Source organism: Shewanella inventionis, assembly GCF_014641855.1.
Classification (GTDB): Bacteria; Pseudomonadota; Gammaproteobacteria; order Enterobacterales; family Shewanellaceae; genus Shewanella; species Shewanella inventionis.
Window position 1 is genome coordinate 84,483 of the sequence record NZ_BMII01000019.1, and the last position, 24,195, is coordinate 108,677.

The 24,195-nt window shown below is 43.3% G+C and carries 13 protein-coding genes; 3 read left to right on the forward strand and 10 right to left on the reverse strand.

The window, feature by feature from the left end; translation table 11 throughout:
* Positions 1–108: 108 nt before the first annotated feature.
* Complete coding sequence (locus IEW93_RS12455; RefSeq protein ID WP_188739652.1) at positions 109–888, reverse strand: helix-turn-helix domain-containing protein; 780 nt, start codon at positions 886–888, stop codon at positions 109–111.
* Positions 889–1,019: 131 nt separating this feature from the next.
* On the opposite strand from IEW93_RS12455, the gene IEW93_RS12460 reads away from it, so the two are divergent.
* On the forward strand, positions 1,020–1,364 hold the full coding sequence (locus IEW93_RS12460) for a hypothetical protein (protein WP_188739653.1): 345 nt from the start codon (positions 1,020–1,022) through the stop codon (positions 1,362–1,364).
* 1,108 nt (positions 1,365–2,472) lie between these two features.
* On the opposite strand, the gene acnB is transcribed toward IEW93_RS12460, so the two are convergent.
* Entirely contained in the window at positions 2,473–5,070 is a 2,598-nt protein-coding gene (gene acnB / locus IEW93_RS12465) for a bifunctional aconitate hydratase 2/2-methylisocitrate dehydratase (RefSeq protein ID WP_188739654.1), read from the reverse strand.
* 403 nt (positions 5,071–5,473) lie between these two features.
* Between acnB and hxpB the strand changes: the two genes are divergently transcribed.
* Positions 5,474–6,139, forward strand: a complete 666-nt coding sequence (gene hxpB / locus IEW93_RS12470; RefSeq protein ID WP_188739655.1) for a hexitol phosphatase HxpB — start codon at positions 5,474–5,476, stop codon at positions 6,137–6,139.
* A 133-nt stretch (positions 6,140–6,272) separates the two neighbouring features.
* Here hxpB and IEW93_RS12475 read toward each other — a convergent pair whose 3' ends face one another.
* From IEW93_RS12475 to ampD, 8 genes are all read right to left on the reverse strand, one after another.
* A complete protein-coding gene (locus tag IEW93_RS12475; RefSeq protein WP_188739656.1) occupies positions 6,273–8,537 on the reverse strand; it encodes a patatin-like phospholipase family protein in 2,265 nt (754 codons plus the stop codon).
* Between the two features lie 274 nt (positions 8,538–8,811).
* Complete coding sequence (locus IEW93_RS12480; RefSeq protein ID WP_223419208.1) at positions 8,812–13,221, reverse strand: EAL domain-containing protein; 4,410 nt, start codon at positions 13,219–13,221, stop codon at positions 8,812–8,814.
* 905 nt (positions 13,222–14,126) lie between these two features.
* Positions 14,127–15,554 (reverse strand): dihydrolipoyl dehydrogenase, encoded by a 1,428-nt coding sequence (gene lpdA / locus IEW93_RS12485; protein ID WP_188739658.1) that lies wholly within the window; start codon positions 15,552–15,554, stop codon positions 14,127–14,129.
* 172 nt (positions 15,555–15,726) lie between these two features.
* Positions 15,727–17,604: a pyruvate dehydrogenase complex dihydrolipoyllysine-residue acetyltransferase gene (gene aceF / locus IEW93_RS12490; RefSeq protein ID WP_188739659.1), complete on the reverse strand. Its 1,878-nt coding sequence runs from the start codon at positions 17,602–17,604 to the stop codon at positions 15,727–15,729.
* Between the two features lie 13 nt (positions 17,605–17,617).
* A complete protein-coding gene (gene aceE / locus IEW93_RS12495) occupies positions 17,618–20,278 on the reverse strand; it encodes a pyruvate dehydrogenase (acetyl-transferring), homodimeric type (protein WP_188739660.1) in 2,661 nt (886 codons plus the stop codon).
* Positions 20,279–20,384: 106 nt separating this feature from the next.
* Entirely contained in the window at positions 20,385–21,137 is a 753-nt protein-coding gene (pdhR, locus tag IEW93_RS12500; protein WP_188739661.1) for a pyruvate dehydrogenase complex transcriptional repressor PdhR, read from the reverse strand.
* A 328-nt stretch (positions 21,138–21,465) separates the two neighbouring features.
* Positions 21,466–22,317 carry a beta-lactamase regulator AmpE gene (ampE, locus tag IEW93_RS12505; protein WP_188739662.1) on the reverse strand — a complete coding sequence of 284 codons (852 nt, stop codon included), beginning with the start codon at positions 22,315–22,317 and terminating at the stop codon, positions 21,466–21,468.
* 86 nt (positions 22,318–22,403) lie between these two features.
* Entirely contained in the window at positions 22,404–22,964 is a 561-nt protein-coding gene (gene ampD, locus IEW93_RS12510; RefSeq protein WP_188739663.1) for a 1,6-anhydro-N-acetylmuramyl-L-alanine amidase AmpD, read from the reverse strand.
* 206 nt (positions 22,965–23,170) lie between these two features.
* On the opposite strand from ampD, the gene nadC reads away from it, so the two are divergent.
* On the forward strand, positions 23,171–24,049 hold the full coding sequence (gene nadC / locus IEW93_RS12515; protein WP_188739664.1) for a carboxylating nicotinate-nucleotide diphosphorylase: 879 nt from the start codon (positions 23,171–23,173) through the stop codon (positions 24,047–24,049).
* Positions 24,050–24,195: the final 146 nt, after the last annotated feature.

The following is a 24,195-nucleotide window of genomic DNA, read 5'->3' on the forward strand; positions in this document are numbered from 1 at the left end:
GCGCTAATGATTACGGCGAATAAAATCGTGACGCCTCACCCACTACAGATTAAGGTAGTCATGAATACTGTAGACACATTTATTCAGTTGATTTACTAAAATCACTACTTATAAATTGTCTAAAAATAGTTCGGTTTGGGCATTAGCGGGATAGTAATGCTCCATTAACAATTCAGATGCTGTGATGTCTAACGGTGTGCCGAATGAGGTTAATGTGGTTAAAAAGCGCAGCGCTGTGCCATTAATAACAAAATCGACATAAATAAAAGGCTCAGTAGACACAATATGCGTTTTATCTTCCAATAAGTTAGCCACGTCAGGATATTGAGATAAGGACTGAATCAATTCGTCATGGCGTTTTGGGGCGTGCTGATCCTCGATACTCAGGCGTTGTAGCGTCGTGCTAGCCACTTCCTGCCAATTACTCATCACAAGACGCAGACCATTAGGGTGCATTAACCAATGAGCAATATTGTCGTGCAAAATAAATTGCTTGTGCTCTGCCGTGATTAAGCCGATTAATTTTTCAAAGCCTTTATTGCGAATAACCACATTCCAGTTCCAATCCACCACTATCGCAGGAAATGGTTCATGCCTAGCAACAATAAACTCAAGAATGCGCGCAACCTCCACCCTTTCAGTATCGCTTAATGGAGTGCGTACATAGTGTTCAGCAAAGCCTGCTAATGTCATTAATTCATTACGGTTTCTAAAGGGCAAATTCAACACTTCACACAAGTTAAGCACCATTTCTTTGCTTGGTTTAGCACGGCCCGTTTCAATAAAGCTAATATGTTTGCTGCTCACATTCGCCTCAAGAGCTAAATCCAGTTGACTCAAATGACGACCCTTACGCCAAAAACGTAACTGCTCACCAAACGTATTCATACTGATCCTTATTCATCTTGTATCCAATCATATTAACTCGATTTGTCGCGAGAACCATTACCACAGAGGTAATGGATTTTATTACCTCACGGTATCATTATAGTGACAACACACACTAAAGAGTAAAAGCGATGACGTATTTTAGGGCTGCATTATTATTATCATGGGTACTTATTATGAGCATAACGGCTTATGCCGTCGTAAAAGCTGGAATGAATTGGCCCGCCATCTATTTTGGTGATTTATTTGTTGGTCACCCTTGGCGTCAGCAGTTTAATACCGACTTTTTAATTCATTTGTTGATTTTATGTTCATGGGTGTTTTGGCGTGAAGAATCAAAACTGAAAGGCGCAATATATGGATTTTTGAGCATTATCATGGGCGGCATGTTCGGCTTTATATACATACTGATTGCGTCATACAAAGCAAAAGGGAATGTCAGTAAAATACTGCTCGGACATCACTTTAATAAGTGACTTACTGTTTAGTTCATGTTCAACGATAACATGCCACAACCTACTCTATCGAGAAGCAGCGAAATTATTCTTATCTGCAAAGGTTTTACTGAGCCTTTGCTTTTTAGCCATGGCCAATATTGCTAAATCAACTTTAAGTCCAGAGTTGATTTCTCCATTTTAACGTCAATATACCAACACATTTTTGCGGCAAAGTTTGTTTGGGTATGGCCTGCGGCCATAAGTATAAAAGTACAAGCAAACACCTGGATCCCGGCTCAAAAGCATTGCCGGGACGACGAGAATGTAGTTATCAAGCGTTGCGTTAAATCGTTCAACTACAAACAAGGTTAAGTCGAAGATACCCAAACGGCGGATGTAATCGCGGCTATGACCTTCGAAAACATGGATGTTTTCGCAGAGCGTCCATGGATGGATTCACCGCGTGTCATAGAAGTGATTTCATTGAGTATCGTTGCCTAGTGTGACAATAAAGCAGTAAAACAGAGTCACTCACAGCAAATCCTGCACAAAAGTTCAAAGCACAAATAACACCTGGGTCCCGGCTCAAAAGCATTACCGGGACGACGCTAGGACGTCAGAGTTAGGACGATGAGACTGTAGTTATCAGGCTTTATCCAGAAATACGTTAAATCTTTAAATAACAAATAAGGTTAAATCGAAGATACCCATACGGCGGATGTAATCGCGGCTATGACCTTCGAAAACATGGATGTTTTCGCAGAGCGCCCATGGATGGGTTCACCGCGTGTCATAGAAGTGATTTCATTAAGTATCGCTACTTAGCAGCTTAGTTTTTTTGAGTTAAATGGTATAAAACCTTCCTATCCAGAAATGGTAAAACAGAGCCACCCACAGCAAATTCTGCACAAAAGTTCAAAGCACAAACACCTCGATCCCGGCTCAAAAGCATTACCGGGACGACGCTAGGACGTTAGAGTTAGAGTTAGAGTTAGAGTTAGAGTTAGAGTTAGAGTTAGAGTTAGAACGATGAGACAGTAGCTAACAAGCCTTTGTCAAAAAATGCGTTACCAATATAAAATTTAACCAAACAAAAATGCCAGCATTTCTGCTGGCATTTTGGGTTCAACAATTAACTAATACAAACTTAAACCGCTGATTGGAAAATCACGCTGTCGGCTTTCTTAGTGTAAGAGTCGATTTGATCGAAGTTCAAGTAACGGTAAGTGTCAGCTGCTGTAGCATCTAACTCTTTAGCGTATTCTTGATACTCTTCTGGAGACGGTAAACGGCCTAATAATGCCGCTACAGCCGCTAACTCAGCAGACGCTAAGTATACGTTTGCACCAGTACCTAAACGGTTAGGGAAGTTACGCGTTGATGTTGAAACAACAGTCGAGTTTTCAGCAACACGAGCCTGGTTACCCATACATAGCGAACAACCTGGGATCTCGATGCGAGCACCGACACGGCCAAAGATTGAGTAGTAACCTTCTTCGGTTAACTGATCGCGGTCCATCTTAGTTGGTGGTGCAATCCATAAACGTGTTGGCAGTGTTTTAGCAAACTTGTCTAACATCTTACCGGTAGCACGGAAGTGACCGATGTTTGTCATACAAGAACCCACAAACACTTCGTCAATCTTAGTTTGCGCAACGCTTGATAACAGTACAGCATCATCAGGATCGTTTGGTGCACAAAGGATTGGCTCTTTAATGTCGTTTAAGTCGATTTCGATAATTTCTGCATATTCTGCATCTTTATCAGCTTCCATCAACTCTGGGTTTGCAATCCACTCTTCCATTGCTTTAATACGACGCTCAATAGTACGACGATCGCCGTAGCCTTCACTGATCATCCACTTTAACATTACGATGTTAGAGTTTAAGTATTCAATGATTGGCTCTTTGTCTAACTTAATAGTACAGCCTGCCGCGCTACGCTCTGCAGATGCGTCAGAAAGTTCGAATGCTTGTTCAACTTTTAGTTTTTCAAGACCTTCAATTTCTAATACACGGCCAGAGAAAGCATTGATTTTGCCTTTTTTCTCAACCGTTAGCAGACCCATTTCAATCGCTTTTAATGGAATAGCATGTACAAGATCACGTAATGTGATACCTGGCTGCATTTCACCTTTAAAACGAACTAAAATTGACTCTGGCATATCAAGAGGCATTACACCTGTTGCAGCAGCAAATGCCACTAAACCAGAACCTGCTGGGAAAGAAATACCAATTGGGAAACGCGTATGAGAGTCACCACCAGTACCAACGGTATCAGGCAATAGCATACGGTTTAACCAAGAGTGAATAACACCATCACCTGGGCGTAATGATACACCACCACGGTTCATGATGAAGTCTGGTAATGTATGGTGAGTATTCACGTCAACTGGTTTTGGATATGCGGCAGTGTGACAGAATGACTGCATAGTTAAATCAGCACTAAACCCTAAACAGGCTAAGTCTTTTAACTCATCACGAGTCATTGGGCCGGTCGTGTCTTGCGAACCCACTGAAGTCATTTTAGGTTCACAGTATTGGCCAGGACGAATACCCGTTACGCCACACGCTTTACCAACCATTTTTTGAGCAAGGGTAAAGCCCTTGTTTGACGCAGCAACAGCTTGTGGACGTACAAAAACGTCAGATGCTGGTAAACCTAATGTTTCACGTGCGCGATCAGTTAAACCACGACCGATGATCAATGGAATACGACCACCAGCACGAACTTCATCAAGTAGTACGTCAGTTTTTAGTTCAAATGTAGAGATAACTTCGTCAGTACCGCCACGCTTAACAACGCCTTCGTATGGGTAAATGTCGATTACATCGCCCATTTCCATATTGCTTACGTCAAGCTCAATCGGTAATGCACCAGCATCTTCCATAGTATTGAAGAAAATCGGGGCAATTTTACCGCCTAAACAGAAACCACCAGCACGTTTGTTTGGCACAAATGGGATATCATCACCCATGAACCACAATACTGAGTTAGTTGCTGATTTACGTGATGAACCCGTACCAACTACGTCACCAACATAAACAAGCGGGTGGCCTTTGGTTTTTAATGCTTCGATTTCTTTAATCGGGCCCACTTCGCCAGACACGTCAGGCACAATACCGTCACGGGCGTTTTTCAGCATCGCAAGTGCGTGCAACGGGATATCAGGACGTGACCATGCATCAGGTGCAGGAGACAGGTCATCAGTGTTGGTTTCACCCGACACTTTAAATACAGTCAAGGTCACTTTGTCGGCAAGTTTAGGACGGTTTAAGAACCAATCTGCGTTTGCCCAAGACTCAACGACTTGTTTTGCAGCAGTGTTACCTGCTTGCATTTTTTCAACCACGTCGTGGTACGAATCAAACATCAATAATGTGTTTGATAATGCTTTAACAGCCAATGGTGCTAAGGCTTGGTTATCTAACTGAGCGATTAACGGCTCAATGTTATAACCACCTTGCATAGTGCCTAACAGCTCAACGGCACGATCAGCTGATAATATCGGTGATTTTACAGTGCCTTTGGCGACTGCATCTAAGAATGCTGCTTTTACGTAGGCAGCTTCATCAACACCAGGTGGAATACGGTTTTCTAATAAGTCGAGGATCACAGCTTCTTCACCAGCCGGTGGAGTCTCAACTAATTTTACTAATTCAGCCACTTGTTGTGCATCTAATGGCTTTGGGACAATACCCACTGCAGCACGCTCTTCGACGTGTTTACGATATGCTTCTAGCACGGCAACATTCCTCTTTGTTTGACGCCTAACGGCGAAACTCAGCACGCTTTTCAAGGTGCTGATAATTCCACAGGTTCGGGCTTGAAATCCGACATTCAGTATACTACAGCTTTATAAAAGTATGAATCAGCTCACACTGTTAGAGGCATGAAATCAACTCGATTTATCAAGCTAATAATCAATTTAATGGCTTACGTTATTAATTAAAATTAGACAATAGTTTGAAACAGCCTAAAAACCTTTTAAATACATTTACTTACCAGGCACCCATCAATTAAAGTCTGCACCGAAAAATATCCGCTTTGATGATGAATTTTTTTTTAAAAAATCCATTTTAATTGCACCTAACCACTAACAACGTGATAATTTACGGCAAATAAAATACCTTTCAGGAGTCAAAGCAGTGTCAACCCAAATAGAAGCGGTTATTTTCGATATGGACGGAATTTTAATTGATTCTGAGCCCGCATGGCAGTTAGCCGAACAAACCGTATTAAACAGTTTTGGCCTCAACCTGACACTTGAAGAAGTAGAACAAACCACTGGACTGCGCATAGATCATGTCGTCAGTTATTGGTATCAGCGTTTTCCTTGGCCGGATTATGACAACAGTGCAACCGCAAATAAAATCGTTAATGAAGTCATTGCACAAATTAACGCGACGGGTGAGCCAATGCTAGGGGTGATTGACTCACTCGAAGCTTGCAAACAACTTGGCCTTAAAATTGGTCTGGCGACATCGTCATCATCAAAGATAATTAACGCTGTGCTTTCCAAACTCAATATTGGCCATTATTTTGAGGCGCTAGAGTCGGCAGAGAATTTGGCTTACGGCAAGCCGCATCCAGAGGTGTATTTAAACTGCGCCAAAGCATTGGGCGTTGCACCAAGCCAATGTATTGCAATTGAAGACTCATTTAATGGTTTAATTGCTGCCCGAGCTGCCACGATGCAAACCGTTGCAATTCCTGCACCGCATACCGCCAACCAAGCCAAGTGGGTAATAGCCCATCACCAACTTGCCGATGCAAGCCAACTGCCCGCTTTACTGCAAACGGTCAGCGCGTAAAGTCGACAATTTGTACCAATCAGGATAAATCAGTGATCATTTTTATGCTGACTTAGCCTCTCGCGCTGAGTGTGAAGCTTAATTAAACAAAAATGGCAGCCGAGGCTGCCATTTTGTTGCACTGCATACATTTTTAAAAGTTTTTACCTAAAAACAGATAAAATGCCTTATCGCCACGGTCTGTTACCCCTAGCCCCAATGCTGCTGGCCCCCAATCTGTATCGGTACCCAAATATAAACTACTGGCGTAAATTAAGTCATCGAGCTCCATCTCACTGCGCTCAAACCACACATTGCCGCCCTCTAAACTCACCCCCAAATACAAAGGTAAATCGGTAATGAGTACATCACGGCCTAAATCGTATTGGTAAATCACTGCACTGAATATTTTATGCGCACCTACAAGCGTATCTTTACGGTAGCCAGATAGATTCAAAAAACCGCCTAATTCAGCTACGTGTAAGGTAAAGCTACCGTCATTTTGAGTGGTTGCCAGTTCCACTTTACCCACAATTGCGTGATTTCCTAACTGCAGCGCACCTTTCCAGTCGGCTTCAAACTGCCAGGCTAAATCGTCACCAAATGGGTTGTCTGAACTGGTCACGCCGCTATAAGATTCATCCCTTAAGTAGCTGGTAAACGTAAAGCGATTACCTTCTGTAGGAAAACTAATGCTGTTTAGGGTGTCATAGGTCAGCTTTAAATAGGCGCCGGTAGAATGGTAATTAATTGAGTCTTGTGAGTCGACCTCACTTTTCACTTGGCCATCTTCACCAATAAAGCCTAATTCTATTAAACCGTCAGAATCATAATTGTAACCAATACCAAGCTCTAGTTGGGCGGCGTTATTTTCCAGCAATAAATAACTACTGTCTTGGTCGAGTAAATCCCAACTGCGCATTTGATATTGCACTCGGGCTAAACTGTAAAAAGTTTGGTCGCGATCAAGCGGTTGATAAAACTCCGACGCGACTAATTTACGGTACCCTAATTCAACTTCATTACGCCACTCTCCCCCCATTTGGGTTAAATCTGTCATGGTGTATGCCAAACTTAGTGTGATGGCAGAATCTAAACTAAAGTCATCTTCCCAGTTAAAACCCGCTTGAAAATAATTAGGTCCCCACGATTTAGCCCGAGTAGTAACAGTAATAATGCGGCCTTGCTCTACATCTTCAAACTCAGCATCGACTCGCTCAAATTTGTTTAATGCATAAACCCGCTTTAACGCAGCGGCTAACTCTTCTTTAGTTAGCACATCACCTTTGTTAATGCCTAATCGTTCACGCAGTAACTTTTCACTGACTTTAGATTGGTTATTAAAGGCAATTTTATAAATCGGCTTTTTAAGTGGGTCGATCCAGCGCAAACTTTGCTGCTTTTTATCGGCTTGATAAGCTAAATAGGCAGGCTCTTTTATGCTCAATTTTTTAAGTTTTTCTAATTGAATATTAGCTGCATCTTCCCCTAACTTTAACGCCAACGGCATTATCGAAAAGTCAGTGGTGCTTAATACGTCAATGGCAGGGCGAATTAAAATATCTCTTTCTGTCAGTAAGGTTTTTTGTCTTGCTGTACTAGCTTGAGTCAACATAGTTGAAAGCTGCTCAAGCACAGCCACTGTGCTGTCTAGCCTGTCTTGGCCAACGAGCGGTGAGCCTATATCCACGGCAATAACAATGTCTGCGCCCATGGCTTTTACCACGTCTACAGGCATATTATTTGCTATGCCACCATCTACCAATAAACGGCCGTCAATGATGGCTGGTTGTAATGCACCAGGTACGGTTGCAGAGGCCTGCATAGCTTGTACAACACTACCACTAGACAACACCACAGCCTCACTTGTTGCAAGGTCGGTTGCAACTGCTCGATATGGAATCGCTAAATCGTCAAAGTCGCCAAACTGCTCAACCAAATCGGTTGAGTGCCTAAGCAGTAACGACATGGTTTGCCCACGTAACAAACCACTGGGTGAGGTTAAACTATTGTTGTTATAGCCAACAGTTAGCGGAATATTGAATTGATCACGTTGTTGTTTATCACGGTAACTTAAGCTCTCGCGGGGGATGGTGTCAGAATACCCTTTAGCCCATTGACCATTGAGCATGATTTTTTCAATTTGATCAGCACTGTAACCCAGCGCAGACATGCCTGCTACGTAGGCTCCAATACTGGTTCCGGCAATATAATCGACAGGGATATTGTGTTTTTCAAGCACTTTTAGCACACCAATGTGCGCAGTGCCTTTGGCGCCACCACCACTGAGAACAAGACCAATAGTCGGTCTTTCTTTCACTGTTTTGGGTGCTGCAATTGCGGGCTGGATCACCACACTAAAACAGATAAAGCTCAGCAAGAAACAACCTAGCTGATTAAGACGCAAAATGGCTTGCATAAAATATCCCGCAATAAAGTAAAAACAACGCATTCTAACAAAGTATAACCTATTACTATCATCGTCAGCTCAGTTTTGCCTATGATGCCAAGCAGCACAAAAATGTGATCATTCCTACCGGTTAAGTGATTTTACATAAAAGGCCGTTCACCGAGCACACATCATCGATAAATAAAGGGTCCGGCTAAAAAACCAATTTAGCTTTGTTGGGCGAGTCTTTGGCTAAGCTTAAGCTGTTTAAATTGCTCGGCGACAATCCATTCGCCGCGCTTATTTATTGGTATTGTTTCATATGTTGTTCAAGTTCAACTTTGGGCATAGGTTTAGCGAAATAATACCCTTGAATAATATGACAGCCACGCTGAACCAGCTGCGCAAGTTGCTCAGGCGTTTCAACCCCTTCCGCAATCACCTCTAATGATAAATTTCGGGCTAATTCAATAATACTACTCACAATTGCCTGATCGGCCTGATTTTGGTCAATGTGGATCAAAAACGACCTGTCAATTTTAAGCGTATTCACTTTAAACGAGCGCAAATATGCCAACGACGAATATCCCGTACCAAAGTCATCAATGGCAACATCTACCCCAAGTTGCTTAAGCGCTAATAAATGTTGAGTGGCAATTTCTATCTCTTTCATTAACACCCCTTCAGTGATCTCAACTGACAGGCATTTGGCTGGCATACCGGTTTTTTGAAGCGTTGCAGTTAAAAAATCGATAAAGTCTGGTTGCCTAAAGTGCATAGCTGAAACGTTAACCGACACAAGGAGATCATGTTGAACTTCGCGACACCACTTAGCCCCATCAATGCAGGCTTGGGTGAGTACCCAACGATCTATTTCGACAATTAATCCGCATGACTCTGCAATACCAATAAACACGTCAGGGCGCACTAGGCCATCAACAGGGTGGCGCCAACGAATAAGCGCCTCAACGCCCGAGAGTCGATTTGTACTAACATTTACCTGAGGTTGGTAGTGCAGTTCAAATTCATTACACGCAATGGCTTTGTGCAGATCGGCTTCTAAACGTAAATGATAAAGAGCCTCGGCGTTACGCTCGGCTGAATAATATTGAAAATTCCCCCGACCTTCTTCTTTTGCATGGTACATTGCCAAGTCAGCATTTTTGATCAGCGTTTCTGGTGTTTGTTCATCACCAGACCAAATACTAATGCCTATACTGGTTGAGATAAAAAACTCTCTACCATAAAGTTTAAAAGGCATCTCTATTTGCTGTAATAACTGTTGGGCGGTGTGGTTAATCGTATCGATATCTTTGGCGTCGCGTAATAAAATAACAAATTCATCTCCGCCAAAACGACACAGCAAATGCTCTTCAGATAAGCAAGCTTGCAGCCGATTGGCGGCCTCAACCAGTAATGCATCGCCCATGCTGTGCCCATAGGAATCATTTACATGTTTAAAGCGGTCAAGATCTAAAAATAATAACGCCAATGTTTCGTTATTTTGTTTTGCCGTTTCAATAATTTGCCCTAATCGCCTAGAAAACATTGACCGATTAGCCAAACCAGTAAGCATGTCATTATTTGCCAATCTACGTAAGTGCTGCTCATTATGCTTACGCTCAGTAATATCAGAAAACACCACAACATAATGCAATGATTCGGCACTACTATTAGCCATGGTCGATACGTTCATCCATACCGGGCAGAGGCTGCCGTCAATACAGTAAAACTCACTTTCACCCGTCCAAAAACGCTCTTTATCAAACACGTCTTCTAAATCAAAGGGTTCTACCGTTGTTGCCACTAAGTCAATAAATGGTTTACCCACTAAATCACGCTGATGTGCGGCTAAAATTAAACTTGCAGCGGCATTGCTAATTTTGATGTCTTTATTGGCATCTAAAATCAGCATACCTTCTGAGGTGTTTTCAAATGCTTGAGCAAGTAAATTTGCCTCACTTTCAAGCATTCTTTGCTGGGTGATGTCTGTGTACATACCCGCCGCATGGAGCAATTGTTTGCCATTAGAAGCAACCTCAATCGCCCTTCCCTTTATGCGTAACCAGTGCCATTTGTTGTCATGTGAATTTTGGTAGCGATATTCAATATTGATCGAGTCTGTTTTACCTTTGGCAAAATCAGCCCAGGCCGCATCAAGGCGAAACTTATCATCTGGATGAACAGGAATATCTTGCAGAGCAATCCGTATAAATGGGGTAGAACCAAGCACCCCACCGCGATTATCGAGTGACAATATCTGAGAATCGTTATGCCACTCCCATAAATCAGAATCACTGCCCTTTAATGCCTGCTGTAAACGCTCGTCACTTTGCATTAATGCGGTATTTATTTGCTTAAAACGACTCACTTGGCGTTGTCTATATAACAAAAGCATCACGGCTAATAATAATAAGGCAAACAGTAACGCGCCTTTAAACTGTTGAGACTTCCACCAAAATTGTTTTACCTTAAAAGAATATTGAAATGGCTCACTGGTCCAAACACCATTACGCTTGTATAAGAGATCTAAGCTATATTCGCCCGCACTTAAGCCGGTAATGTTTATTTGAGATTGCCCCTCGAGCAATAAATAATTGCCCGCATCAGCCCCCTCTTTTGCCAATCGATATTGCAATGTCATTGGGGTGTCGTCTAAATAATCTAACATGGCAATCTGAAAGCTAATCAGGCTCGCACCAGGTTCAACTTGAGTTAATTGGCTAGGAATAAGATACACTGCAGTGCTGTCTTCATAAAAAACCGAGACAGATTCAAGAATCACTTTATCGTTAACGGTACGTGGCGCTAGTTTATCTAAATCAATTAACATGGCACCGTCTGGCGTACCAATAAAAAAGCCTTTTTCAGGGGCATAAAACTTGGCCGACTCATTAAATTCGTCCGAAATAAACCCATCTTTATGGCTAAATGAGCTAACCTTTCCTGTTGTCTTGTTAATTTTAACCAGTGCACTTGCACACCCAACAATATGCTCGGTGGCAGTGTCTTGTAAAAAGTACACGACCTTACAATCGATTTTCCATTGCTGATCCAGTGATTTAGTTGCATTAGTTTGGGTGTTGAGCTCAATAATCCCTTGTTGCGTTGTGCCAAGCCACAGTACGTTGGGTTCAACTTGCAATAAAGAATTAATCATTGGCTTATTTTCTAATTCACTAAATAAGCCTAACTGCGAATGAAAAACCCCATCAACGTCCACATAACCAAAAACTTTTCCTCCAGAGAGCCATAATCGGCCACGGCTATCCCGTAAAAAGTCACTGTACCAGGTATTAGTAAATTGAGTGTCGTCGCCAACCAACGGCTCAAGCACAAGATCTTTATTGCCATCTTGCCAATAATAAAGCCCTTTATTAGTGCCAATCCATAACCGCTGCGGCATGAGCTTGTCACGGTACAGCTTAACGATAACTTTACCGCTTAACGACTCTTTACCCCCACTCCAGGTTGCAAAATCAGTCCCTATGTTGGTATTTTTATTAACCACATACAGGCCGTTTGTCGTCCCTAATGCAATATGGTTTTCATCCAAAGAGGCAAGCGTGTATATGCTGTCGCTTATCTTGAGCCCTGCCGGGATTACGGTTGTCGACACTCCTTTACCCTCTACAACAGATAAACGACCATCAGCTCCAAACCATATTTTGTCGCCTTCGATGTAAATTGACCAAACCATTTCATTTGCCAATTTGTAAGACGATTTACTAGAGTACTTATCCAGGAGAAAAGCCGGTTTTCCGGCCACAACTGCCAAGCCATCGCCAGAACCACCGACCCATATTAAGCCATCTGCATCCACAGCAATATCATGAATATAGTCGATATTAGCTTTTTGTTTTAACTCATCTTTATAAACCAAAATCTGATTATTTTGCTGTTGCCAAAAGATTAAACCGCTGCGACTTGAAATCCACAAATCGCCATTGAGATCCTCAGTCATTTGCTCAACAAAATAAGGGATTTCATTTATGGCTTTTAATGTTAAAGAATCAGGAAAAACTTGATACAAACCATTTGAGGTGAGCAACCAAACTCGATGTTGCTTGTCTTGAAATATTTTTTTGATTAATCCGTTTTTATCACTCCACGGAAAACGCCCTAAAAAGCTGCCATCAGCATGATGAATTTGCAGCTCACTTTTAGTCGTAAACACATACTGGCCATTATGCAGTTGTAAGGCATTTATCCAGGCTAAATCGCGGTTTAAATGGTGTTTGGTCGATACACTTAATGACTGAGTTTCATCATCAAAATAGTATACTTGACCAGAATAACTGAGTAACAATAATTGGTTATCTAATTGTCTTTGGTAAGCAACAACTCGAATACTCTTATTCAAGTTGCTTACTTCATTGGCTTCAGGGTTAAGCAATAAGCGAAATTGATTATCAATGATACTGTACAAATACAATGACGATTGAGTACCAATAAGTAAGTGATCTGGGCCTGAGTTGATGACAGAGGTGGTTAGCTCATCGTCGAGTACCGAATCAAAACCCACTTTATCGATACGCCTAACCTTGCTATTACTGACTCGATATAATCCCTCTTGAGTCGCAAGCCATACATAACCATAACGATCAAAGCTGATATCTTGAATTCTTGCGTTTGCCAAACCATCTTTTGCGTTAAAGACACGTTGAATGATATCGGCCCCGCGCACAGGCATTGCGGCCAAAATAAATAGCATCACACAACTTATACAATAGCTAACCGCTCTAATCATAAAATTCGCTTAACCTTAACATGATAACCACAGGCAACTTGCCTAAAAAATACATCCAAAACAGGCATCACTCATTGAAGCCAGGATAATGCAGCAAAACCAAGACAATCATTTAATGTTTTAACATTAATAGCTTAACAAAGTCACCCGTTTAATGAGTCAGATGCATATCTGCGTAATATTTTATCGGTAATAAACAAAACGAATCTATAATTGGCATACCATATTGTAAGCAAGTATATGATAGATGGTGATTTATCCTCCTCACTACATCATCAATTTAGCTCGAAGAAAATAACTTATACCATTTCCATTAATTATGTGACCAATCAGAGTCGCTCAGACTGTTCAGTTTGAGGCGCATTGTTGAAATAATGGTTATTCCCTTCTAAGGCAATGCAACAAAGAAATGGACTGTCTGAGCGTCTCCTGCAAGGCGGGTTTCTGTGCCTTCTATGCTGCTTAATAGTATTTTGACGTACGACTGCATGGATGCAGGAGGTAGAGCAACGCAGGAGCAGTTGCCGAGAGCAACTATGCCTACAATCCTATTACTTGCCTAGAAGGCACAGAATTCCCGCTGAATGACCAGATAATTAGTGGAATTGGTATTATTTCACATCGTAATCATGGCTCCATTTTCTTGATTGTCCGCAAAAATAAAAAGTAGCGTTTGTTTATTAAAAAGTAGCAGGCTTACTTAATGATTTTGAGTACACAATATACTATTACTCACGAGGATTAACGCATCAACAATACCCTATCAAAGCAAAGGTCATTATTGAGCTGCCTAGGCTGAAGCTTAAAAAAAATATCAAAAAAAAGCACCCCAAATAAGGAGTGCTTTAATGTGTAGCGACTAACCGGTATTACTTCTTCTTAACCGCTTTTGGGTTAGGTAAATCAGTAATTGAACCTTCATATAACTCTGCGGCTAAACCTACTGACTCATGTAACGTTGGGTGAGCATGAATAGTTAATGCTAAATCTTCAGCATCGCAACCCATTTCAATCGCTAGGCCAATTTCACCTAATAATTCACCACCGTTAACACCAACAATAGCACCACCAATCACACGGTGAGTGTCTTTGTCGAAAATTAACTTAGTCATACCGTCGCTTGCATCAGATGCGATTGCACGGCCAGAGGCTGCCCATGGGAACTTAGCAACTTCGTAAGACAAACCTTGCTCTTTCGCTTCTTTCTCTGTTACACCAACCCATGCAACTTCTGGGTCAGTATAGGCAATCGATGGGATCACTTTCGGGTCAAAGTAGTGCTTCATACCAGCAATCACTTCAGCAGCTACGTGGCCTTCATGCACGCCTTTGTGTGCAAGCATAGGTTGACCAACGATGTCACCAATAGCATAAATGTGCGGTACGTTAGTACGTAATTGCTTATCAACATTGATAAAGCCGCGCTCATCTACATTAACGCCCGCTTTTTCAGCATCTAAAGACTTACCATTTGGCGCACGGCCAATAGCCACTAATACTGCATCGTAACGAACTGGCTCAGCAGGTGCTTTTTTGCCTTCCATCGATACATAAATGCCATCGTCTTTAGCTTCAACCGCAGTCACTTTGGTTTCTAGCATTAGGTTAAACTTGTTTTTAATCTTCTTAGTGAAAACTTGAACAATGTCTTTGTCGGCAGCAGGAATAACTTGGTCGAACATTTCAACCACGTCAATTTCACTACCTAGTGATGAGTAAACTGTGCCCATTTCTAGACCAATAATACCACCACCCATTACCAATAACTTACAAGGCACTTCTTTCAACTCTAGCGCATCGGTAGAATCCCAAATGCGTGGGTCTTCGTGTGGAATAAATGGCAATTTAATAGGACGAGAACCTGCGGCAATAATCGCGTTGTCAAAGTTAACGACTTTAACGCCATCTTCACCTTGTACTTCAATGGTATTTGGGCCGGTAAATTTACCTAAGCCGTTAACCACTGTCACTTTACGCATTTTAGCCATGCCACCTAAGCCACCGGTTAGTTGGCCGATAACTTTTTCTTTATAGCTGCGTAATTTATCTAAATCAATTTGTGGCTCGCCAAAGCTTACACCGTGAGCTGCCACAGTTTTTGCTTCTTCGATGACTTTAGATACGTGTAATAATGCTTTAGATGGGATACACCCCACATTTAAACATACGCCACCTAAGGTGCTGTAACGTTCAATAATGACGGTTTCTAAGCCTAGGTCCGCAGCACGAAAAGCCGCTGAATAACCTGCAGGGCCCGCGCCTAATACAACTACCTGAGTTTTAATTTCGTTACTCATGTTTTCCTCTATCCTTTGCTATTGACGGTGATACCGCCTCGTGGCCAGATCGTGTAAGCTGACCGCATTTTACACTTTGTTTGACACGAATCACAATCCTAGAAAGACGGATTGATTGGTATCACGCTGTAAACAAAAAAGGCTGCTTGAATAATCAAGCAGCCTATTGGTATTAAAGCACTAAGGTACGAATATCTGATAAGCACTGGTTCAAATAAGTAATGAACCTTGCACCATCTGCACCATCTATCACACGGTGATCGTATGATAGCGACAATGGTAGCATTAAGCGTGGGGTAAATTCTTTACCATTCCACACAGGCTTAAAGTCAGACTTAGACACACCAAGAATGGCCACTTCTGGCGCATTGACGATTGGTGTAAATGCTGTACCACCAATACCACCTAAGCTTGAAATGGTGAAGCAGCCCCCTTGCATGTCAGATGCAGTTAGCTTACCGTCGCGGGCTTTTTTCGAAACGACTTTAAGCTCGTTCGACAGCTCATGAATGCCTTTTTTGTTAACGTCTTTAAATACAGGCACCACAAGACCATTTGGCGTATCAACCGCAATACCAATGTTAACGTACTTCTTCAAAATTAAGCTTTCGCCATCTTCTGACAATGAAGAGTTAAACGTTGGATAGGCTTCTAATGCTTTAGCAGCCGCTTTCATGATGAACACTAATGGCGTGATCTTCATGCCAGAATCTTTCTTCGCTTCTGCAGCATTTTGCGCCTGACGGAACGCTTCAAGCTCAGTAATATCAGCATCATCCCACTGAGTAACATGCGGGATTTTCACCCAGTTACGGTGTAGATTAGCACCAGAAATCTTCTGGATACGTGATAATGGCTTAACTTCAGTTTCGCCAAACTTGTTAAAGTCTACTTTTGGCCATGCAAGTAAATTTAGCTCACCGCCGCCATTGCTGGCAGATTTAACCGCACCAGATTCAACTTGCTTAACTGCCGCTTTCACGTAGTTTTGCACGTCTTCTTTAACCACACGACCTTTGCGGCCAGAGCCTTTAACGTTAGCGAGGTTAACACCAAGCTCACGAGCCATGCGGCGAATAACAGGTGATGCATGGGCATAAGCACTGTTTTCAACAAAATCTTCTTTTGCTGCAGACGCCGTTTGCGCAGGCGCTGAGGTTGCTGCAACCGGTGCGCTAGCCACAGGAGCAGGAGCCGCAGCTGGCGCGCTACCCGCAACTTCAAAGGTCATAATTAATGAGCCAGTTGATACTTTATCGCCTTGGCTAACAATAATTGACTTAACGGTACCTGCAAACGGTGCTGGTACTTCCATCGCCGCTTTATCGCCTTCAACGCTAATTAAAGACTGCTCTTCGGCAACTGTGTCACCCACTTTTACCATTACTTCGGTCACAACTACTTCGTCGCCACCGATATCAGGTACATTGATATCCTGAACCGCGGCTGCGGTTGCAGCAGGTACTACCGCTGGAGCGGCTTGTGTTGCAGGAGCCGCAGCAGGTGCACTACCCGCGACTTCAAATACCATTACAAGTGAGCCAGTCGAAACTTTATCGCCAACGGCCACTTTAATTTCTTTAAGCACCCCAGCAAACGGAGCAGGGACTTCCATCGCTGCTTTATCGCCTTCAACGCTTAATAGCGATTGCTCTTCAGTAATACTGTCGCCCACGTTAACTAAAATTTCAGTCACAGACACTTCATCGCCGCCAATATCTGGCACGTTAACGTCTTTAAGCGTTGGAGCTGCGGCTGCAACTGGCGCAGCCGCTTGTGGTGCTGCCGCTGCGACTTGTGGCGCTGCAGCAGGCGCAGCGTCTGATTCAAAAATCATAATTAACGAATCAGTGGCCACTTTATCGCCCACTTTCACTTTAATTTCTTTCACGATACCGGCAGCAGAAGCGGGAACTTCCATTGCCGCTTTATCGCCTTCAACGCTGATAAGAGACTGCTCTACTTCCACCTTGTCGCCTACGCTAACAAGGATCTCAGTCACTTCAACCTCATCCGCACCGATATCAGGAACATTAATTTCAATTGCCATTTTATCTAGCCTCTTATGCGTATAACGGGTTTGTCTTTTCAGTGTCGATACCAAACTTAGCAATCGCTTGAGTCACAACCGACTTCTCGATTTCGCCACGCTTAGCAAGCTCGGCTAATGCGGCCACAACCACATAACCTGCGTTGACTTCAAAGTGACGACGTAAGTTTTCACGACTATCTGAACGACCAAAACCATCAGTACCTAATACTTTGTAAGAAACAGATGGCATGTAAGCACGTACTTGCTCAGCATAGTTCTTCATGTAGTCGGTTGCTGCAATCGCAGGCTCGCTGCCCATAACGGTAGAAATATAAGCTTGCTTTTCAGCCGCTTCAGGGTGCAGCATGTTGTAACGCTCAGCATCCTGGCCATCACGAGCTAACTCGTTAAATGACGTTACAGAGAATACGTCTGATGCCACATCATATTCTTCACTCAAAATCTGCGCCGCTTTACGTACTTCATTCATAATGGTGCCCGAGCTCATTAGCTGCACTTTTTTGCTGCCTTTGTGCGACTCAAGCTTATAAATACCTTTACGAATACCTTCTTCGCTACCCGCTGGCATAGCTGGCATAGCGTAGTTTTCGTTCATTAGGGTTAAGTAGTAGAACACGTTTTCCTGATCGCCATACATGCGACGAATACCGTCTTGAATGATCACCGCAACTTCATAAGCAAACGTTGGATCATAAGAGATACAGTTAGGAATCGTGCTGGCTTGAACATGGCTGTGGCCATCTTCATGCTGTAAACCTTCACCGTTAAGAGTAGTACGGCCAGCGGTCGCACCTAATAAGAAGCCACGAGCTTGCTGATCGCCTGCCATCCACGCCATATCACCTACACGTTGGAAACCAAACATAGAGTAGTAAATATAGAATGGGATCATCGGTAAGTTGTTGGTGCTGTATGAGGTTGCCGCAGCCACCCAAGAAGACATAGCACCTAACTCGTTAATACCCTCTTGCAATACTTGGCCTGAAGTCGCCTCTTTATAGTAAGACACTACGCCACGATCTTCAGGGGTATAAGTTTGACCTGATGGGTTATAAATACCAATTTGGCGGAACAAGCCTTCCATACCAAAAGTACGCGCTTCGTCGGCAATAATTGGCACAATGTTTTTGCCAATGCCTTTGTCTTTAAGCAAAATATTTAAAGTACGTACAAACGCCATGGTTGACGAAATTTCACGCTTTTGCTCTTCAAGCAGCGGTGTGAACTCTTCAAGTGCTGGCAGGGTCAACGCTTCAGTAAAGTTAGGTAAACGCTGTGGTGTGTAACCATGAAGCGCTTTACGACGAGCATGTAAATACTCGTGCTCTTTTGAGCCTTCTTCAAGGGTTAAATAAGTGAGCGACTCAACTGCATCATCAGTTAATAAATCTTGTAGGCCCAAACGATCACGTAATTGTAGTACGTGAGTCATGTCCATTTTCTTCACTTGGTGAGCAATGTTTTTGCCTTCTGCCGCTTCACCCATGCCGTAACCTTTAACGGTTTTAGCTAAAATAACCGTTGGACGACCTTTGGTTTCTTGGGCGTTTTTATAAGCTGCAAAGAGCTTAGATGGTTCATGACCACCACGCTTAAGCGCGAAAATTTGTGCATCGGTCATGTCAGACACTAATGCCGCAGTTTCTGGGTACTTACCAAAGAAGTGCTCACGTACATAAGCGCCATCTTTTGACTTAAAGGTCTGGTAATCGCCGTCAACGGTTTCGTTCATCAGTTGCAGTAACTTACCTGAGGTATCTTTAGCAATTAATGCATCCCAGTTGTTACCCCAAATCACTTTTACTACGTTCCAACCTGCACCACGGAATAAACCTTCAAGCTCTTGAATGATTTTACCGTTACCCATTACTGGGCCGTCTAGACGCTGTAGGTTACAGTTAATAAGGAAACATAAGTTGTCTAGCTTTTCACGAGATGCAAACGAAATTGCCCCGCGTGATTCAGGCTCATCCATCTCACCGTCACCTAAAAAGGCATAAACACGCTGAGCAGAGGTGTCTTTTAAGCCACGACCATCAAGGTACTTTAAAAAACGCGCTTGATAGATAGCCGACATTGGGCCTAAGCCCATAGATACCGTTGGGAACTGCCAAAACTCAGGCATTAATTTAGGGTGTGGGTACGATGGAATACCGTTACCATCCACTTCTTGACGGAAGTTATCAAGTTGCTCAGCCGTTAAACGACCTTCAACAAAAGCACGGGCATAAATACCAGGAGAGATGTGGCCTTGATAATACACTAAATCGCCGCCGTCTTTTTCATTCGGTGCGCGGAAGAAATGGTTAAAACAGGTTTCGTAAAACGCCGCAGAAGACTGGTAAGACGCCATATGGCCGCCAAGCTCTAAATCTTTTTTCGATGCACGCAATACAATCATAATTGCGTTCCAACGAATAATAGAGCGGATACGACGCTCAAGCGTGGTATCACCTGGGTAGGCAGGCTCGTCTTTAGTCGCAATGGTATTGATATAGTTAGTGGTTACACCCGTTGGCATATCTACGCCATCTAAACGGGCTTTATCCAATACTTGCTCAAGAAGGTACTGAGCGCGCTCAACGCCTTCTTCACGTACCACTGATTCTAAAGCAGACAACCACTCGTTTGTTTCTTGTGGATCAATATCTTTTAGCAAATGTTCAGACATTGGTAGTCTTTCCTATACGTTTTATCTACTTCGCCTGTTAAGGGTATGTAGAGTAGGTTTTATAATTGAATGAAAAGTGTCAGGCTAGGCGCGAAAAGAGCTTGGCCTATCCACCACTCTTTAAGCGGCGCAAACTACGCTGCAACCGACTGTCTTCTTCTCTTACTGATAGCATGACCTCTTCGATATAGCTTAAATGCTCGTTCGAAGCTTCACGTGCAGCATCTGGGTCTCGGCGTACAATCGCTGCCAATAATGCCCGTCTGTGATCACTTGCCATGGTTGAAGCCTCTTCGCGTCTGCTTAAAAGCTCCAGATTTTGTGCAACATTTTTATGCAGCACTGGGGTTAAACTTAATACTAAATGAAGCATGGCAACATTGTGTGATGCCTCAGCAACCGCACGATAAAAACGCACTATCGCATCCGCTTTGGCTTCTATATTAGTTGCCGACTCAACTTCAATAATTCGGTTATTAATGTTTTGCATATCCGCATCGGTACCACGTAATGCAGCAAAATACGCCATCATGCCTTCAGTGGCGTGACGAAACTCGAGCAAGTCGTACTGGCTTTCAGAGTCGTTATGCATTAATTCAACGATAGGATCGGCAAGACTTTGCCAGAGTTGTTCTTTTACATAGGTGCCGCCGCCTTGACGGCGCATAAGCAAGCCTTTGGCTTCTAACTTTTGAATGGCCTCACGCAATGAAGGACGAGACACTTCAAATTGCACCGCAAGTTCACGTTCGGGAGGGAGTTTCTGGCCTGGCTGCAAACTGCCTTCAAGGATCATGCGCTCTAACTGCTCCATGATCACATCAGAAATTTTTGGCTGGGTAATCTTACTATAAGCCATCTGGCGCTCTGCTCCCTAAACAAGCAATTGTCAATTGGTCTTACCAATTAATTTGAGATAGCGCACTTTATCAAATCATACAGGCTGTGTCTAGTTATCAGCTTATAGACAAAACAGCTCAACTTTGTTTAAAACGCTTAATCAACGAGCATAACTGATATTTGCGTAAAAGGGGTCAGACCATTTACCCGAAAGTGCTAGAATCTAGGAACTAGAAACTAGAGCGCTACGCTGCTAGAACGATAAAATCTCAGCAGCGAAGCTGTCCTAGAAGCGCAGCAACCTAGCAGGACGCAGTCCGCACTCGCACCTAGAACCTCGCTCCCAACTAACTCACAAAACCAAAAATGGTTAATACCGACACTAACGTTAATAGTAAAATAAAGTTACGCTTGCTTAATGCCAATAAGGCTAAAGTAGACTGCACACTTATCGGTGCATTGCCCGCCTCCGGTAAAGACTCTGCCGCCACCGCTGTTTGAGTCACTATCGTTTTGGCGTCACATTTAAGCCTCAATCCATAGGCGGTCCACATCCGCAACCCCGAATTAAATTGGCCACTTAATACATAACCAAAACTAAACACCCGGCTTGGCAGCCAATCAAGCAAGGCAAGTAAATCATTCACTAATGGCATATCAATGCACTGTTTAGCCTTAAAGTCGCTAAAAAAACGCACAGTGCAATACAACACGGCGCCTGCAGGACCAAAAAAAATCAAAAACAATGCAACCGCACCATAATAACGGTAATTAATCCACGCCACGGTTTGACCCACTTTTTGGCCTAAGTCCTGCTCATCAACCACATCGATACATTCGCTGCAATCAAGTTGCCCAGCATAGCGATAACACGCTTGCACATCGCCACGACAAGCAGCCTGCACGTACTGTTTAAATACCTCGCGCAAATGTTGATGGCTAAAACAAATCATCGACACTAACACCCAAAATGCCAAGCTAAGTAAATCAAACAACATACCTTGCAGCAGTTGGCTCACCACAAACACAACCAACGCAGGTAACAGCAATGCCATCACCACGCCAAACTCAGACGCCAGAGAATCTGCATCCCAAAATTGTTTATGGTAGCGATCCATCAAACAATCAAACTGCAATGAACGCGGCAACAATTTAAGTCGCTCTGCTAAAATCGCCACTAACAATGAAAATAACGCCATGAATATCCTTTTTTACCTATGGTCGACCGTAAATTGCCCATACTCAATAAAGCCATATCTACCGTATTCACGCCAGTTGAGGTTAGTTAACCCCTCGCCGCAGACACGGCCGCTTGATAACGTAACCAATCAAAGCTAACACCAGGGTCGGTTTTACGTCCGGGAGCGATGTCACAATGGCCCACAATGTTTGCTAACGTAATCATAGGATACTGCGCCATTAAGGCCAATGTTAACAGTGTTAATTGTTGATATTGCTCATCGGTATAGCCGCTTGTATCTGTGCCTTCCATTTCAATCCCAATCGCAAAATCATTGCAACCGCTGCGCCCATTAAAAGTCGACACGCCAGCATGCCAGGCTCTGTCATCACAACTGACATATTGCACCACCTCACCATCTCGGCGTATCAAAAAATGAGCAGACACCTGCAAACCAGCCAGTTCAGCAAAGCTCTCATCAGCATCAATGTCTAAACAGCCCTGAAACAAACCATCAATGTGCGGCAAACCAAAGCAGCCTGCAGGCAAACTTATGTTATGGATCACCAGTAAGCTCACTTCGCCCTCTGGCCGTTGATTAAAATGGGGCGACACACACTTACGCGCGCGGTCAAGCCAACCGTTAACTAATACTTCAGTAGCCATAGCAACCTTAATTCAAAATCTACAAACTCAATTTAACACTTATACCAATTTTATACCCATCAATACCAATGCTAAAAAATGCCATTAGTGAGTGTCTGTCTAACACCTAAATATGGTAATCTTATATCAATGTTTTTTGGTAATTGACCGCGCCAGTAATGAGGCATCATTTTACCCTATCACGCTCTTTAGCAAGGACTTTGCTTATGTTAGAAAATGACATCCGCCACGCAGTAAAAACAGCACTCGATGAAGACTTAGGCCACAGCGCTCACAACACCATCAACGACATGCTAACGGCAGACATTACCGCACAACTCATTCCTGCTGACAAACACGTATCAGGCAGCTTAATCACCCGCGAAGACGGCGTATTTTGTGGCAAAGCCTGGGCTGAACAAGTGTTTAACCAACTCGGCGGTGAAGTGGTGCTGCACTGGCACGTAGACGACGGCGATCTAATTGTACCTAACCAGGTATTGTGTGAGTTGTCAGGCCCGGCTCGCGCCATTTTAACCGGCGAGCGCACCGCAATGAACTTTATTCAAACCTTGTCTGGCACGGCAACACTCACCAAACATTATGTCGACAAACTCTCTGGCACTCACACCCGTTTACTCGACACCCGCAAAACCATTCCGGGTTTACGTACCGCGCAAAAATATGCGGTAACTTGTGGCGGCGGCAAAAACCATCGCATTGGCTTGTTCGATGCGTTTTTAATCAAAGAAAACCACATCATGGCCTGCGGCGGTATTTCCCAAGCCATTAACGCAGCCCGCGTGCTAGACAATACCAAACCAGTAGAAGTCGAAGTTGAATCACTCGACGAGCTAACCCAAGCGCTCGACGGCGGTGCCGACATTATTATGCTCGATAATTTCGACGTCACCATGATGGTCGATGCTGTCAGCATTAATCATCGTTATAAAGACAAAGGCCAAGGCGCAAAACTGGAAGTGTCTGGCAATGTAACCCTAGACACCCTAGCCACATTCGCCCAAACCGGGGTCGACTATATATCAGTAGGCGCACTCACTAAACACGTTAAAGCGCTCGACTTGTCACTACGCTTAAAAGCTTAATGATCCTAGGGGATAGGTACTAGTACTAATTCCATTTAATTCTGACTGTTTAAAAACTTATAAGCTCGGTTGAGTTTCGACCGGGCGTTATCTACATCAAACATCCAATTAATACTAGCCTTCTCGTTATTCCTGGTTGTTTCCCA

Bases quoted from the DNA above. Each gene is read 5' to 3' on its own strand.
- IEW93_RS12455 (WP_188739652.1), bottom strand. From the start codon at position 888: ATGAATACGTTTGGTGAGCAGTTACGTTTTTGGCGTAAGGGTCGTCAT.
- IEW93_RS12460 (WP_188739653.1), top strand. From the start codon at position 1,020: ATGACGTATTTTAGGGCTGCATTATTATTATCATGGGTACTTATTATG.
- IEW93_RS12475 (WP_188739656.1), bottom strand. From the start codon at position 8,537: ATGCAAGCCATTTTGCGTCTTAATCAGCTAGGTTGTTTCTTGCTGAGC.
- IEW93_RS12480 (WP_223419208.1), bottom strand. From the start codon at position 13,221: ATGCTATTTATTTTGGCCGCAATGCCTGTGCGCGGGGCCGATATCATT.
- lpdA (WP_188739658.1), bottom strand. From the start codon at position 15,554: ATGAGTAACGAAATTAAAACTCAGGTAGTTGTATTAGGCGCGGGCCCT.
- aceF (WP_188739659.1), bottom strand. From the start codon at position 17,604: ATGGCAATTGAAATTAATGTTCCTGATATCGGTGCGGATGAGGTTGAA.
- aceE (WP_188739660.1), bottom strand. From the start codon at position 20,278: ATGTCTGAACATTTGCTAAAAGATATTGATCCACAAGAAACAAACGAG.
- pdhR (WP_188739661.1), bottom strand. From the start codon at position 21,137: ATGGCTTATAGTAAGATTACCCAGCCAAAAATTTCTGATGTGATCATG.
- ampE (WP_188739662.1), bottom strand. From the start codon at position 22,317: ATGGCGTTATTTTCATTGTTAGTGGCGATTTTAGCAGAGCGACTTAAA.
- ampD (WP_188739663.1), bottom strand. From the start codon at position 22,964: ATGGCTACTGAAGTATTAGTTAACGGTTGGCTTGACCGCGCGCGTAAG.
- nadC (WP_188739664.1), top strand. From the start codon at position 23,171: ATGTTAGAAAATGACATCCGCCACGCAGTAAAAACAGCACTCGATGAA.